Annotated in this window: 14 protein-coding genes; 4 read left to right on the forward strand and 10 right to left on the reverse strand. The window is 38.8% G+C overall.

Annotated elements, in window-relative coordinates:
• Positions 1-87: 87 nt before the first annotated feature.
• From ANA_RS10630 to hisB, 4 genes are all read right to left on the reverse strand, one after another.
• On the reverse strand, positions 88-972 hold the full coding sequence (locus ANA_RS10630) for an SPFH domain-containing protein (RefSeq protein WP_015080067.1): 885 nt from the start codon (positions 970-972) through the stop codon (positions 88-90).
• Between the two features lie 276 nt (positions 973-1,248).
• The gene (locus tag ANA_RS10635) at positions 1,249-2,688 is read right to left on the reverse strand and encodes a polysaccharide biosynthesis/export family protein (RefSeq protein ID WP_015080068.1); all 1,440 of its coding nucleotides are present in this window, start codon (positions 2,686-2,688) and stop codon (positions 1,249-1,251) included.
• Positions 2,689-3,081: 393 nt separating this feature from the next.
• Entirely contained in the window at positions 3,082-4,065 is a 984-nt protein-coding gene (locus ANA_RS10640) for an ABC transporter ATP-binding protein (protein ID WP_015080069.1), read from the reverse strand.
• 789 nt (positions 4,066-4,854) lie between these two features.
• Positions 4,855-5,460: an imidazoleglycerol-phosphate dehydratase HisB gene (gene hisB, locus ANA_RS10645; protein ID WP_015080070.1), complete on the reverse strand. Its 606-nt coding sequence runs from the start codon at positions 5,458-5,460 to the stop codon at positions 4,855-4,857.
• Positions 5,461-5,481: 21 nt separating this feature from the next.
• On the opposite strand from hisB, the gene ANA_RS28180 reads away from it, so the two are divergent.
• A complete protein-coding gene (locus tag ANA_RS28180; RefSeq protein WP_256380179.1) occupies positions 5,482-5,610 on the forward strand; it encodes a hypothetical protein in 129 nt (42 codons plus the stop codon).
• A 51-nt stretch (positions 5,611-5,661) separates the two neighbouring features.
• Here ANA_RS28180 and fabI read toward each other — a convergent pair whose 3' ends face one another.
• A complete protein-coding gene (gene fabI / locus ANA_RS10650) occupies positions 5,662-6,438 on the reverse strand; it encodes an enoyl-ACP reductase FabI (protein ID WP_015080071.1) in 777 nt (258 codons plus the stop codon).
• A 379-nt stretch (positions 6,439-6,817) separates the two neighbouring features.
• On the opposite strand from fabI, the gene ntcA reads away from it, so the two are divergent.
• The gene (gene ntcA / locus ANA_RS10655; protein WP_015080072.1) at positions 6,818-7,489 is read left to right on the forward strand and encodes a global nitrogen regulator NtcA; all 672 of its coding nucleotides are present in this window, start codon (positions 6,818-6,820) and stop codon (positions 7,487-7,489) included.
• Between the two features lie 213 nt (positions 7,490-7,702).
• Complete coding sequence (locus ANA_RS10660) at positions 7,703-9,151, forward strand: DUF3084 domain-containing protein (RefSeq protein ID WP_015080073.1); 1,449 nt, start codon at positions 7,703-7,705, stop codon at positions 9,149-9,151.
• Here the strand turns inward: ANA_RS10660 and ANA_RS27610 are convergent.
• Together ANA_RS27610 and ANA_RS24515 are read right to left on the reverse strand one after the other, a co-directional pair.
• Positions 9,141-9,377 (reverse strand): hypothetical protein, encoded by a 237-nt coding sequence (locus ANA_RS27610; protein WP_235081800.1) that lies wholly within the window; start codon positions 9,375-9,377, stop codon positions 9,141-9,143. The two genes, ANA_RS10660 and ANA_RS27610, sit on opposite strands and share 11 nt — an antisense overlap.
• Positions 9,322-9,462: a hypothetical protein gene (locus ANA_RS24515; protein ID WP_235081801.1), complete on the reverse strand. Its 141-nt coding sequence runs from the start codon at positions 9,460-9,462 to the stop codon at positions 9,322-9,324. Before ANA_RS24515 ends, ANA_RS27610 begins: the two co-directional genes overlap by 56 nt.
• Positions 9,463-9,469: 7 nt before the next feature.
• Here ANA_RS24515 and ANA_RS10665 point away from each other — a divergent pair, with 7 nt between their 5' ends.
• A complete protein-coding gene (locus tag ANA_RS10665) occupies positions 9,470-9,892 on the forward strand; it encodes a pre-16S rRNA-processing nuclease YqgF (protein ID WP_015080074.1) in 423 nt (140 codons plus the stop codon).
• Between the two features lies 1 nt (position 9,893).
• On the opposite strand, the gene ANA_RS10670 is transcribed toward ANA_RS10665, so the two are convergent.
• The 3 genes from ANA_RS10670 to ANA_RS10680 all read right to left on the reverse strand — a co-directional run bounded on the left by ANA_RS10670 (position 9,894) and on the right by ANA_RS10680 (position 13,978).
• Complete coding sequence (locus ANA_RS10670; RefSeq protein ID WP_015080075.1) at positions 9,894-10,157, reverse strand: DUF3146 family protein; 264 nt, start codon at positions 10,155-10,157, stop codon at positions 9,894-9,896.
• A gap of 186 nt (positions 10,158-10,343) precedes the next feature.
• Positions 10,344-10,739: a DUF1830 domain-containing protein gene (locus ANA_RS10675; protein ID WP_041457954.1), complete on the reverse strand. Its 396-nt coding sequence runs from the start codon at positions 10,737-10,739 to the stop codon at positions 10,344-10,346.
• 704 nt (positions 10,740-11,443) lie between these two features.
• Entirely contained in the window at positions 11,444-13,978 is a 2,535-nt protein-coding gene (locus tag ANA_RS10680) for a BsuBI/PstI family type II restriction endonuclease (RefSeq protein ID WP_015080077.1), read from the reverse strand.
• Positions 13,979-14,077 lie beyond the last annotated feature (99 nt).

Genomic DNA, 14,077 nt, shown 5'->3' on the forward strand with positions numbered 1-14,077 from the left:
AAGATAAATTATCGGTCATTGCCAAAAATAGTTCTCCAAATGCTTCGCCCGTACAGTTGTTAGTTGTCAGTTGTCAGTTGTTAGTTGTTAATTAAGTCCATTACCATTACCGTTACCGTTACCGTTACCGTTACCATTGCCATTGCCATTGGCTTTACCATGATTTTCTTGTACTGAATCAGAAATCAATTCCTGAAACATTTCTGTTGAGTTAGCAGGATCTACAAAGACAATTTTGGCATTATTGCTTTCACCTAATTTTTGACTAGCATCTACATAATCTTGGGCAACAAGATACCTTAAAATATCCTTACTTTCAGGATGATTCCGCAAGGCTTCTGAAATTATTTCTATAGATGTTCTAGTTCCTTCCGCTCGTTTAACTGCCGCTTGTCGTTCCCCTTCTGCGGCTTCTATAGCTGACTTTTTCTTAATTTGTGCGTTTTGTTGAGCTTCCATTGACTTGCGGACACTTTCCGGTGGAGTGATGCTCTGAATATCTAAACGGATAATTTCAATTCCCCAAGCGGCTGTAATTGAATTTAATACGCCTAATATGCTTCGGTCTATCTCGTCTCTAGACATATTAGTATCCTCTAAAGAATTCTGAGCGATATTTTCCCGGAGGGTAGTTGTGGCTAAGTTAGATAAGGCAGTTTGTAAATCATCAATGGCATAAAAACTTTTCTCAATATCTTTAATCCGCCAGTAAAGAATTGCATCAACTTCTAAGTAAACTCCGTCTTTAGTAATGACATTTTGGGGTTTAATATCTAACAACTGCTCTCTGGTTGTATCCTCCATCACAATCTGATCAAGAATAGGAACGATAAAGCTGATTCCCGGATTAAGTTTGCGATGATACCGCCCCAAGCGTTCAACTAAGGCCACATTCCCTTGATTTACCATCTTTGCAGATGCCAAGGCATAACCTACTAGAGCTAAAAATATGATAAAAATTATTGGGTCCATTGAATTATTCTCCTCCTTCAGCTTTGGGCAGAATTGATTATTAGGGTTATAGCTTGCAGTAAATTAAAATGGGTTAAGTGCGTAATTTCCCAATCAGTAACTATAAAATGATAAACCTGCGATCGCATTATAGGCGATCGCTACACCTCTAATCATAAATTGCTGAAAAAATAAACTCAGATGTATAATAGACATCCCCGAAAAAGATCGTAGAGACGTTCCATGGAACGTCTCTACAAGGGTTTCAAGTCACGTACATTTAATTCTCGGAGATCTCTAAAATCCAGTAGTGAATAGTCTGATAATCCCCAAAATAGTACCTAGAGGACCAGCTACAGTATTAACTCTATCACCAGTTTTAGCTAAACCGTTGCGATCAACTATGACAACATCATTGTTGCGAAGGATCGGATTGGTTTCCTCATTAATTCCTTTAGCTAAATCCACTTTAACTGGACGTTTAGTAACTGTACCATTGGTATTGAGGCGAATTAATTCTACAGTTCCTTTACTAGCTCTACTATCATTGAAACCACCAGCCGCTAATAATGCCTGATTTAAAGAACTATTCGGTTGTAGTTTTACTGCTCCTGGTTTTTTGACTTCACCCACTACACCCACTTCAATAGTATTTGGGGACAAAGTAGTTGTTGCTAATTGGGTAGATTCAGCGGCACTAATGTCCGTAGCTGTAGGAATGACAATTGTATCTCCATCCTGCACCACAATGTCTTGATTGATATCACCGCTTTGTAGTAATTCCCATAGATTAATATCTATAGTTTGTTCCGTACCAGTTCGGGTAGGACGGCGTAATTTAATCTTCCGCACATCCGCAATGGACGTAATTCCCCCTGCTAGTTGTAAACTCCGCATTACAGTTGGTAAACCACCACCAGCACCACCACCCTCTGCTCCACCTGCATTTCCAGCAGTAACAAGATAAGAACCAGGACGGTAAACTTGACCAATTACCACCACTGAGCGGGGTGAAGTTTGACTAGCGGCAAAATTAGCTGCAAATAAATTTCGGGCTTCAGCCACATTCAAACTGGTAGCTGTGGGGACAACGATGGTATCTCCATCTCGTAAAGTAATCTCTTGGGATATTCTGCCTGTTTGCGTTAATTCCTTTAAGTCCAAGGAGACTGTCTGCTCTCCAGAACGTCCTACCTTGCGGCGTAATTGTACTTGAGTTACATCTGCTGCCAGTGTCACACCTTGGGCTATGGTTAATGCAGCTAATACCGTTGGATATTGGACACCGGGGTTATTCCCTGCTCCTCCTTCTAAGCTGAGGGTATAAGCACCTGGTCTTGTTACCTCTCCCGCAACAAATACATTGATGGGACGTGGTGATAATAAGTTGACGGAAATCAGGGGACGTTTGAGAAAGCGAGCATATTTTCTGGCGATTGTATCAGCAGCTTGTTCTGTGGTTAGTCCCGAAACAGGGATACTGCCAATTAAAGGCATATTAATTGAACCACCGGGAGGGACTTGATATTCACCTGTATATTCTGGTACTTCAAATACATTAACACGGATGCGATCGCCGCCGCCTAATAAATAATCTGTAGCGATACTACTGGATGTTGATGCTACTGGCTGTCTTTGTGCCAAACTCACAGATGGCAAAATGATATTCACTGTTGTTAACAATGCTAAACCCATCGTTGAGTGGGTGAGAAATTTACACAAATCTTTATTAAGCATATTTACCTGAGAATTGAAAATGGCGATATTTAGAGTTATTCGGAAACATTTTAACATCGAGTATACTGAAGAATCGTAGTGACTCAACAATTTTATTTTCTAATAAATCTTTAGTTTTCCGGACATAAATAATTTGTTGCGTAAGGAATTTGATTTTAAATCTTCTTTGAGGTTAGGAAATATTTTCAGTGCTTTTTGCAGGTTAAGTTTCCTAACTTATAACAATTTTCGATCCTATATTAACAACAAATTTATCAACTGATAGTACAGTCATAGCCCTAAATTGATCAGGAAGTATTAACACATAAGTAACTGATTTTTAGAATGATCAAATAATTCGCAAAAATTACTACTTATGGGTGATTCATTCCTCTTATTTTCTAGTTGTTTGTGCTAATTAAGGGGATGATTTCGGATTTGAATTTGATGGATAAAAAACTCTTCTAGAGATTGACGTGACAGATTCATAGTGATAATTTTTCCCCCCATTAATCTCAAACTAGACAGAAAATCATAATAATCTTCTTGGAGTATACCCTGCCAAGAACCATCAGCCCCAAATTCTAAATTACCTATCCATTTTTTCAAGATTTCCCCGTCTCCGCCTTGACCTTTAACATGATAGGTGTTTTGATTCCCTAAAAGTTCACTGAGAGAACCGCAACAGATTAATTCTCCTTGAGCAAGAATAGCCACGCGATCGCAAATTTGTTCAACTTCACTCAACACATGACTATTAAAAAATATGGTTTTACCAGATGCTTTCAGCGAAAGAATAATTTCTCGCATTTGGTAACGTCCCAGCGGATCAAGTCCAGACATGGGTTCATCCAAAAAAACCAAATCTGGATCATTAATTAAAGCCTGTGCCATTCCCACACGCTGAAGCATCCCTTTAGAATAGCGCCGCATTTGCTTTTTGCGAGCATCAGATTGAGATAACCCCACTAATTCCAACAATTGGGGAATGCGTTGACGTTGTAACTTTTGGGGAATTTGAAATAAACCCGCTGTCAACTGCAAAAATTCCCAACCGCTCAGATATTCATATAAATAGGAATTTTCTGGGAGGTAGCCAATATGCTGCTTGACTTTAGCGTTGCCTATGGGTTTACCTAGCAATAATCCCCGTCCAGATGTAGGGCGAATAATTCCCAGCAACAATTTTAACAGCGTGGTTTTACCCGCACCATTGGGACCCAACAAACCAAAGGTTTCTCCTGGGTACACTTGTAAAGAACAGTTTTTGAGCGATACAACTTTTTGATTGAGCCAAAATCCCGTGCGATAGACCTTTCGCAATTCAGAAGTCAGGACTACGGGTTTTTTATCTAGGGGATTTTGTTGATAATCGGGGTTGTCTACAACAGAATTCATGGGGATGAAACTACCAACTACTGACTATTTAGAGCTAACTAATAGATTAACCGATGCTGAGGATTTTTATAAGAAAACAGGGTGAAAACCCCATAATTGACACCTAAAAATCCCAAAATTTTTTAGGTGTTGATGTCTTTTAAGCCGGGAATGAAAGCCTTCTGGGGATTTATCCCCCAGTGACCGAAAAGACGGGACACAAGCCCCGTCCTTCCAGGACGGCTTTATGTTAAAATTTGGTCATAGTCGCCATAGGGCATTGGGAGACTTTAAACGGACATGGAGGGACGATAGGACCACTTGTGGCGTGTTCTGGCGAAGTGTCAAGTGTTTCCCCGCACCTTCAGGTCGGTGAGTATGTCAAAAATTGATTATATTTGATGTTATAATCTCAATCAACAGGAAAGGTAATCAACCTGTCTAAAAACCTAACTGCCTAACGGTAATCTGTACCTTGACAATTAAATCTATGCGGTTCTATTGCATTGTTCTAGTTTCCTCCTCGCAGTAGGTAAAAGATTTATAGGAGCTAGACTTGTGTTGAGCGAAGTCGAAACACGAATCAGAATTTTGAAACAAATCGTTTCTAGTTAAACAGGACTTGCAGCAATGCAACTACGGTCGGGCAGACCGAAAGTTAACCCTTCGGCTTCGCTCAGGGTTAAAGCCGAGCGGAGTCGAGGCTTTAACGCTTGAGGAGAGTCCCACCTCTGGGCTGGATAACGCAAGGAGTCTAGTTTAAGTGGTCTCGTTGAACCAAGAATCCCTGTGTCTTTAGACCGGGGAGTGTCAAAACACACCTTTGGAACTAGGAATTGTTTCTGCCCGTCGGGAATCAATTTCCACCGCCATTCGTATTGCTCTAGCAAAGGCTTTAAATGTAGCTTCAATAATATGATGGGAATTAATTCCATCCAATTGGCGAATATGTAACGTCATTTGGCTATGATTCACCAACGCCACAAAAAACTCCCGCACTAGCTGGGTATCATAAGTTCCCACCCGTTGAGTAGGAATCTCTAAACCATAACTAAGATGCGGTCTACCAGAGAAGTCTAAAGCAACTTGCACTAATGCCTCATCTAAAGGCGCAAGAAAATTCCCAAAGCGGACGATTCCCTTTTTACTACCCAAAGCTTGGAATAAAGCCTGTCCTAAAGTAATCCCCACATCTTCGTTAGTGTGGTGATCATCAATTTCCCAATCACCTTGAGCTTGAATATCCAAATCAAAAAGCCCATGGGAAGCAATTTGATGGAGCATATGATCTAAAAAAGGAATACCTGTAGAAACTTTACATATCCCTGTACCATCAAGATTGATAGTAACGTAAATATCTGTTTCCCCAGTAGTGCGGTGAACTGAAGCTATCCGAGAAGTTTGTTTGTTGGTCATTTGTCAGTTGTTAGTTGTTAGTTGTTAGTTGTCAGTTGTCAGTTGTCAGTTGTCAGTTGTCAGTTGTCAGTTGTTAGTTGTCAGTTGCCAAGGAATATTTCTCTTCCCTACTTCTTTCTTCTTTCTGACTCGGTGACTCCTGACTCCTGACTCGGTGACTCCTGACTCGGTGACTCCTGACTCGGTGACTCCTGCCTGTTACTACATTCCCATAATTTCATAACCTGCATCTACATACAGGATTTGTCCAGTAATACCGCTGGCTAAATCACTGCACAAGAAAGCCGCAGTATTCCCTACTTCTAATTGAGTAACGGTGCGACGGAGAGGGGCGACTTGCTCAACATGATGAATCATATCTAGAATACCACCCACGGCTGAAGATGCTAAGGTGCGAATGGGACCTGCAGAAATGCCATTGACGCGAATATTTTCAGGACCGAGTTCTGCGGCCAAGTAACGAACACTGGCTTCTAAACCAGCTTTAGCCACACCCATGACATTATAGTTAGGAATTGCTCTAACTGCTCCTAAATATGTAAGAGTAATAATACTTCCGCCTTGAGTCATCAAAGGTTTGGCTGCACCGCTTAACTGTACCAGTGAATAAGTGCTAACTTCCAAAGCTGTATTGAAACCAGAACGAGAAGTTTGACTAAAACCTCCAGTCAAATCTTCTTTTTTTGCAAAGGCCAAACAATGCACTAAAATATCTATTTTCCCCCATTCTTGCCGGATGGTTTCAAAAGTAGATTGAATTTGCTCGTCATTTTCAACATTGCAGGGCAAAAATAGGCTAGGACTGAGCGGTTCTACCAATTCAGAAACTTTTTTTTCCATTTTACCCTTGTCATCTGGCAAGTAGGTAATGCCCAAATTAGCCCCGGCTTTGTGCAGTTGTTGGGCAATTCCCCAAGCGATAGAACGGTTGTTGGCAATACCTGTAACTAGGGCATTTTTTCCAGATAGATTCAGCATAAACATTGCTAATGTAATTCATCATTAGGAGCATACTAGAATCTGAGTCTAGTTTGACTGTGTTGGGCTAGAGATTTTCCAAAATACTCCAAGCATAAGCAGTAAGCCCCCAAAAAACCATGACCATGTTCACAAAAATTCTCAAGAAATTGGCAATTTTTAGAGGCAAAACCTTGAGACTATAATTAGTGAAACTACTTATCAATAATTACTAGCTAAACGGAACAACAATTATGTATCATTATAAACGAAAGACTAGGAATTCCGCGTTTGAGTATAGGAAAAAACAGAAAATTTAATGATGATCTATTGATTTTTCAGGTGTATTCTTAGGTAATTAGTTTTTGTTTTTCTGGCATTGGGTAGGGGAAGGGAGAAAATGATAGTGACACAAGATAAAGCCCTAGCAAATGTTTTTCGTCAAATGGCAACGGGGGCTTTTCCTCCAGTCGTGGAAACATTTGAACGGAATAAGACGATCTTCTTTCCGGGAGATCCTGCCGAACGAGTTTATTTTCTTCTCAAGGGTGCTGTAAAACTGTCGAGAGTCTATGAGGCAGGAGAAGAAATAACGGTAGCTCTGCTCCGGGAGAATAGCGTTTTTGGCGTGCTGTCGTTGCTGACAGGGAATAAGTCTGATCGATTTTATCATGCAGTGGCATTTACCACTGTAGAATTACTTTCAGCCCCAATTGAACAAGTCGAACAGGCACTGAAGGAAAATCCAGAATTATCCATGTTAATGCTGCGAGGTCTTTCTTCGCGGATTCTTCAGACGGAGATGATGATTGAAACTCTTGCTCACCGGGATATGGGTTCAAGGTTAATTAGTTTCTTGTTAATTCTTTGTCGAGATTTTGGCGTTCCTTGCGCTGATGGCATTACCATTGATCTGAAGTTATCCCATCAGGCGATCGCTGAAGCAATTGGCTCTACTCGCGTGACAGTCACTAGACTGCTGGGAGATTTACGCGAGAAGAAAATGATTACAATCCATAAAAAGAAGATTACTGTGCATAAACCTGTTGCTTTAAGTAAGCAATTTACTTAGAAGTTATGGGGGAATGGAGTTGGCACGGGTTCTATTTTTGAGGTAGTGCGGTCTTGGGATCTCTCCAAGCAGAACAACTACCGTAGAGATTCAACCGTTAATTTGGGGGAAGATCTCAAAATTGGATAATTTCTACTTTTGCCTAACTCCATTTACCCACAGACAATGGTTAAACGTAGTAGGCTGGATCAGTCAGCATTACGGTAGCTAAAAATGACCACCGGGTACATTCTGATTGCAGCAATTCTCATTTTGGGAGGCGTAATTGCCACCGTGGGCGATCGCATCGGCACACGAGTTGGCAAAGCTCGTCTCTCACTCTTCAATTTACGTCCGAAAAAAACTGCTGTAATTGTCACTATTTTTACAGGTGGTCTAATTTCTGCATCAACTTTGGCAATCCTATTTGCGGCTGATGGCGGATTGCGAAAGGGCGTATTTGAGTTAGAGGATATTCAAAGAGATTTGGGTAACAAGCGGGAACAACTAAAAACCGCAGAGGCGCAAAAAAGCCAGGTAGAGAGTGAGTTAAATAAAGCCAGACAAGAACAAAGTCAGGCACAACAAGAATTACAGAAAATTAATAAATCATTACAGGCAGCAAATACTAAACAAAAGGCTACACAAGCCCAACTCAATCGCACTCTGAACCAGCAAGCTAAAACTCAAGCCCGACTTAATCAAACTCAAAGTCGTCTTGGGGGAATTGTGATTCAGTATCAACAAGCTAGAAATGAATTACAAACTCTTTACAATCAGCGACAAACATTACAAACGGCGGTGGAAGAGTTAAAGACGGAACGAAAAAGATTATACGCCCAAGCTAAAGAAGCTATTGATGAAGCAAAGACGGTGATTGAAAAACGCGATCGCAAAATTGCTAAATTAGATAAACTTATTCAAAATCGTAATCTCGAAATTAAACAGCGGGAAGAAGTTATTATTACTAGAGAATCTCGCTTGAAAGAATTAGAGAAACAACAACAATTTTTAGAGCAGGAAGTAGCCAGACTAGAAAAATATTATCAGTCCTACCGTGACCTCCGCTTGGGTAAACTAGCTTTAGTGAAAGGTCAAGTGATAGCCGCAGGGTTAATTACTGTGGACAAGCCTGATGCGGCACATCAGGCAATTATGCAAATTCTCCAGGAAGCTAACCGCAATGCCAACATTCAGTTAACTGAACCTGGTGGTACACCAGTAAATAAAGAAATACTCCGTGTTCCCAAAGATAAAGTTGAGCAGTTAATTGCACAAATTAAAGATGGTCGAGAATATGTAGTGCGAATTTTCTCCGCAGGTAATTATGTCAGAGGTGAAAAGCAAATAGAATTCTTTGCAGACGCAGCGAGAAATCAACTCGTATTTTCATCAGGTGAAGTGCTGGCTACTACTACAGCGGATTTAAAAAATATGACATCTGAACAAATGCGTCAACGCCTAGATTTACTAATTTCCGCTTCTCAATTTCGCGCCCGGAACGCGGGAATTGTCGAAAGTGTCCAAATAGAAGGCACTTTTCCGCGCTTTGTTACCCAATTACAGCAGACGGAACAGGAAGTAGAAATTAAAGCCGTAGCCGCAGAAAATACTTATACTGTAGGTCCGCTAAGAGTCAAATTAGTAGCCATTTTGAATGGACAAATTCTTTTTAGCACCTGACAAAGTAGGCAAGGGGGCAGGGGGCAGGGGAGTAGGGGAGGTAGGGGAAGTAGGGGAGGTAGGGGAAGTAGGGGAGGTAGGGGGAGAAAGAATTTTTCCAATGACAACTGACAACTGACAACTGTACGGGCGAAGCATTTGGAGAACTATTTTTGGCAATTACCGATAATTTATCTTCCCAATGCTTCGCCCCTACTAACAACTGACAACTGTACGGGCGAAGCATTTGGAGAACTATTTTTGGCAATTACCGATAATTTATCTTCCAAATGCTTCGCCCCTACTGACAACTGACAACTGACAACTGACAACTGACCAATGACTAATACACAACCTGTAATTTTAGGATTTGATCCTGGTCGTGATAAATGTGGGATTGCCGTGATGGGATTGGATAGACAAATATTCTCTCATCAAGTTGTATTGGCAAATGAGGCGATCGCTAATATTGAAACACAACTGCAAAGATTCCCAGTATCCTTAATTGTCATGGGAGATCAAACAACAGCTAAAAAGTGGAAACAGCAACTTAATCAAGAATTAAGTAAACCCACCAATATCATTTTGGTTGATGAACGTTATTCCACTTTACAGGCACGCGATCGCTATTGGCAGATGTATCCACCCCAAGGCATCATCAAACTATTACCCAAGGGTTTGCGTCAACCGCCCAGGCCAATAGATGACATTGTAGCCATTCTCCTGATTGAACGATATCTCAACCGACTAACTGACAACTAATTTACAATTCAGCCCGAATTGTAAAAGCATAATCCCCCCCAGGTTCTAACTGATAGTCCTGTTGTTCTAAAAACCGCCCTAGAGGTTCTTTGATTAAAGCACGACCTTGGGAAGGCTTTACAGAAAGTTCTCCCCGGCGGAAATGCCACTGGAAATGCCACTGAAAATTACCGGCGCTAACTTCACCTTCTAGAAAGCCTTGTTGCCAAGATTGGCGGGTAATTTTCACATAAGCAGTAGTTTCTGGCAGACGTTTAGCACTCACGCTTGTTTGATGTCACGGATGGGATAAAGGACAATTATTTATAGGGTTACTTATTCTATGTACCAAAAATAGCTTAATTTTACAAACTAATAAAAACAAGATATGTTAGCAAGCCCTAATTAGTCCACCCCAAATAAAAAAGGTTGCTGAATTGCTGCAACCCTAATGTTTAGCAGTATTGTGTTTTTAATCAATAGATGCCAATTCAACGGCTTGTAAAGATTTTGTCGTATCTAGAATTTTTTTATTATTTTCTGACCTGATCGGATTACCATTACCAGAATTTATGCTTGGAGATGAGTTCTCTTCTGTCTCATCATTGCTAGGTTCATGGATAATCAGGGTATTACACGGAATCGTATCTGATATAATAGCACTGGCCATCATCCCAGTATGAACTTCCATTTGTGCTTCTGGAAGAACTTCAAACACCAGCCTTTGTCCGGGAAATACAACCCTTTCAAAATACCAATTGGGAATATTGGAGATACGAGTCACCTGGATCTTACTCGTAGCATTGACGTAGCAACAGAGAATCTTCCCCGAATGCTCTGGTGGTAGAGGATCTAATATCTGAGCCATAACTGCTGAGGAGCTTATTTGCGCCACAATTTTACATTACATCAGTAAAGCTAACACCCGATGATCCCGAGTAACTGTAACTGTGACTACCAACTGCAATTTTCTGCATTATTTCTATCTAAAGATATATAGAGATTTTGACACTCTCCGGTCTAAAGACGCGGAGATTCTATAGAGAGTTTCAGTCTATATCCCTCAGTTATCCCAGTTTCAGGCATTGCCTTAAATATTTGGGTTCTTGCCCTGATTTCGTTTGCCCTGGCGGGCGAAATCATATCTGACAAGCGTAACTTTCCGAGAGTCCTTCGGTAGCTTTTTATGTCTTTAGTGACAATTTGATTCTATCACGAATATGGATTAAAATTTGAAATAATTTCAAATTTTCAAATTAACGTCAATGCAGGATAAAGGAAAGCAACTAGTACATCACGGCGTAAATAAAGCAACCATATTCAATCGCCAAAAAGCCTACTGTATATTAGTTTTGACTTTTGACTTTTGACTTTTGACTTCCGCCCTGCGGTACTAGCCTTCATCCCTTGTCTAAAGCCCAAATGTGGCTGACTGAGTCAGCCACATTTTCAAGGGTTTTCGGCGTTCTTCCTTATAAAAGTTTTCAAGAACTAGAGAAAATCGCTGATGTTTTGCAATACTGTAGCCAAAAAAAGTAAAATTGTACCTCACTGATTTGAAAATTGCTATGATTATAATTGATAAAGCTGTAAAAGGTGTTCACCATTGAAGTGAATCAAATGAGTTGCATCTTCTGCTACCCATACATCAGTCTCCCAAGAAATTTCTGGTAAATACTCTTTCATGGCTTTGCGGTTAAGGAAAGCTGTCACCATAACAAGGGGTATTTTAGAGTTTTTGAACAAACTTTCAAGTTCAGTTTTACGTTTAGCATCAATTGGTCCATGGGATGTCACAGCTTCAATTAAAACTAACCAGTTTTGAGCCAGGAAATGAATGATGATATCCGGCATTTTTCCATGAGTATCAATTTTAATTCCTAATTGCAACAAAGCTGATTCATCAAAATGGACAAATTTTTCATCTGTATCACCAACATAAATGATGTTACTACTAGGTGTAAATCGTGGACAAAAATCATTAATTATTTTCTCAATTAAAATATTTTGACCACCTGGTGAAAGTGCGATTACTTTACCTAGAATATTCACTTCTATTCTGGCTTTTAACCTTTCTTGAGCATATTTGGTTTTGAGGGTTTCAATAGATGCTAAATAGGTTGACAGACTTTTATCCCATTCATCAGTTTTAAATGTCCGCAGCAGTTCTAAAGCACTATCTTCAATTTGGTATACTGTTTTTGGACTATTAACAGGACGCTCAATATTATCAGGATTTACAACAATTAAACCTGCATCAATAAATTGGTGTACAGTTTGACGACGGACTGTTTCTCGCGTATTAGGTGCATACTTTTTAGCATATTGTTGTTCCATAAATTCCATCATTGGTGTAATACCTTGAAGTGGTGCTTTTGCAGATATCCAAGGTTCATGGGGTTTTAAATCAAGCAATGCTAGTAAAGTTAAACCAGAACGTTCATTTAGTTGCTTACGTGGAAAACCTAAAGTAGTCAGTATTTCTATGGCTTCATCAATACGCGATTTAATGACAATTGGATTATTTTCTGATGAATTAGTCATATTTAATAATATGGTATTTATTAGTTGATCTATTTCGGACTGGTTAGGAAATTCTGCTCCTATATGTTTACCTAGTGCATAAAGTTGTGCTAAATTGGGGTATTTTAAACTTCGTAAATCAGTAGCATTTACTTGAGTATGTCCATTAAATAGACGGAAAAATGCATCTACTAGACTAGAGTTAAGATAAGCTGCAAGACCTCTAGCTACAATTAAATCTAGTCCATGTCCCTGTTGATGAAAATAATTCAAATGGTTTTCAAAGCCAATACTAGGAGTATCAATTTTTGTGGAATCATAAACAACAGCAACAAGTCTTTTTTTTTCCTCCTTAGCAGAAACCCGTTTAATTAAAACATAATGTTCATTAGGAATTACAAGATTAGTTGTCTCTTTACATAATACTATAGCTTGACATTTTTTAGTATTCTTTGGGTAGCTGATATAACCATCATGAAAATGAGTTGGATATATCAATGGAACTGTACCTTTTTCTTGATTGAGTTTCAAATATGATTTGATTCTAAAATCAACTACTTTACCTGTAGAAACATTTAAACATAAATCTTGAATTTTGCAACTAAAATGGTTGATTTGCTTAACTATTTTCTGGCTTAAATTATCTGTTATAATGTGAATAAATTTTTCTGTGTCATCAGGATGAATAACATCTGTGTAAGGGATTTCATGAGATAGGATTATATCATCTTCAGCATTAATACTAGAGCTAATTAATATATTAGCTGGATTTTTTGGCTGTTTATTTGCATGAAAAATAACAGTTTCTTGCAGTATCTTATCATCAGAAAATACTTCTTGACGAGAATCGAATAAATGAATTTTATCTAACGCCATATTTTCTAGAAAAAATTGCCGAAACTCTCGAAAATATGAGCCATTGCAAAAACTTCGGGGAGTAATTGCTACTAGTTGTCCATTTGATTTTAGTAATTTAATTGTGGCAAAAATAAAACCTGTATATATGTTAGTAGTTTCTAAGCCTATAGAACGTAATAACAGACGGTATTTTGATTGAGCATTGATTTTATGATATGGTGGATTAATAATGGCGTGTGTAAATTCAGTTGTTATTGAAGGAGCAAATAAAGGAAATTGTAATAAATTAAATACTGATTCAATAAAATCACTATGATAGATTTTGTATGTAAATTTTATACCTAATTGCTTACAAGCATTATGACAACATTCTAAGGTTTTTTCTAAATAATTAATCAAAATAGGGTCAATTTCGTAAGCGGTAATATGTAAAGATTTTGGTTTTTTCTGAAGTTGACACAATTCAGCTACAACGGTTGTTAATAATGCACCAGCCCCTGCACCCGCATCTAGTAATGATATTTCTGATAAACTAAAATCAAACATATTTGCCATTAAACTGGCTATTGATAAGGGTGTTAAAAACTGCCCTTTTTGATTTTTATGATCTTGGCTAATTTGATTATTAGCTGCTGTATGTATTAGCTCAACTTGATATAATAGATTTTCGGTAATAGTTTTGCCCCTATCTATAAGCGTCAATGTTTGATTGTTGTTAATAATCATTTTGTGTTTAGATATTCACATTTAAATATCACTAAAAAGTAATCTAACTATATGTGACAAATATAGCATATCTTAATACTTAAATTTATCCTATATTAA

The sequence above is a fragment of the Anabaena sp. 90 genome (genome assembly GCF_000312705.1).
Taxonomy (GTDB): domain Bacteria; phylum Cyanobacteriota; class Cyanobacteriia; order Cyanobacteriales; family Nostocaceae; genus Dolichospermum; species Dolichospermum lemmermannii.

What these genes read in the sequence shown, in the direction of transcription:
- ANA_RS10630 (WP_015080067.1), bottom strand. Translation starts at nt 972, where the DNA reads ATGGACCCAATAATTTTTATCATATTTTTAGCTCTAGTAGGTTATGCC.
- ANA_RS10635 (WP_015080068.1), bottom strand. Translation starts at nt 2,688, where the DNA reads ATGCTTAATAAAGATTTGTGTAAATTTCTCACCCACTCAACGATGGGT.
- ANA_RS10640 (WP_015080069.1), bottom strand. Translation starts at nt 4,065, where the DNA reads ATGAATTCTGTTGTAGACAACCCCGATTATCAACAAAATCCCCTAGAT.
- hisB (WP_015080070.1), bottom strand. Translation starts at nt 5,460, where the DNA reads ATGACCAACAAACAAACTTCTCGGATAGCTTCAGTTCACCGCACTACT.
- fabI (WP_015080071.1), bottom strand. Translation starts at nt 6,438, where the DNA reads ATGCTGAATCTATCTGGAAAAAATGCCCTAGTTACAGGTATTGCCAAC.
- ntcA (WP_015080072.1), top strand. Translation starts at nt 6,818, where the DNA reads ATGATAGTGACACAAGATAAAGCCCTAGCAAATGTTTTTCGTCAAATG.
- ANA_RS10660 (WP_015080073.1), top strand. Translation starts at nt 7,703, where the DNA reads ATGACCACCGGGTACATTCTGATTGCAGCAATTCTCATTTTGGGAGGC.
- ANA_RS27610 (WP_235081800.1), bottom strand. Translation starts at nt 9,377, where the DNA reads ATGCTTCGCCCGTACAGTTGTCAGTTGTTAGTAGGGGCGAAGCATTGG.
- ANA_RS10665 (WP_015080074.1), top strand. Translation starts at nt 9,470, where the DNA reads ATGACTAATACACAACCTGTAATTTTAGGATTTGATCCTGGTCGTGAT.
- ANA_RS10675 (WP_041457954.1), bottom strand. Translation starts at nt 10,739, where the DNA reads ATGGCTCAGATATTAGATCCTCTACCACCAGAGCATTCGGGGAAGATT.
- ANA_RS10680 (WP_015080077.1), bottom strand. Translation starts at nt 13,978, where the DNA reads ATGATTATTAACAACAATCAAACATTGACGCTTATAGATAGGGGCAAA.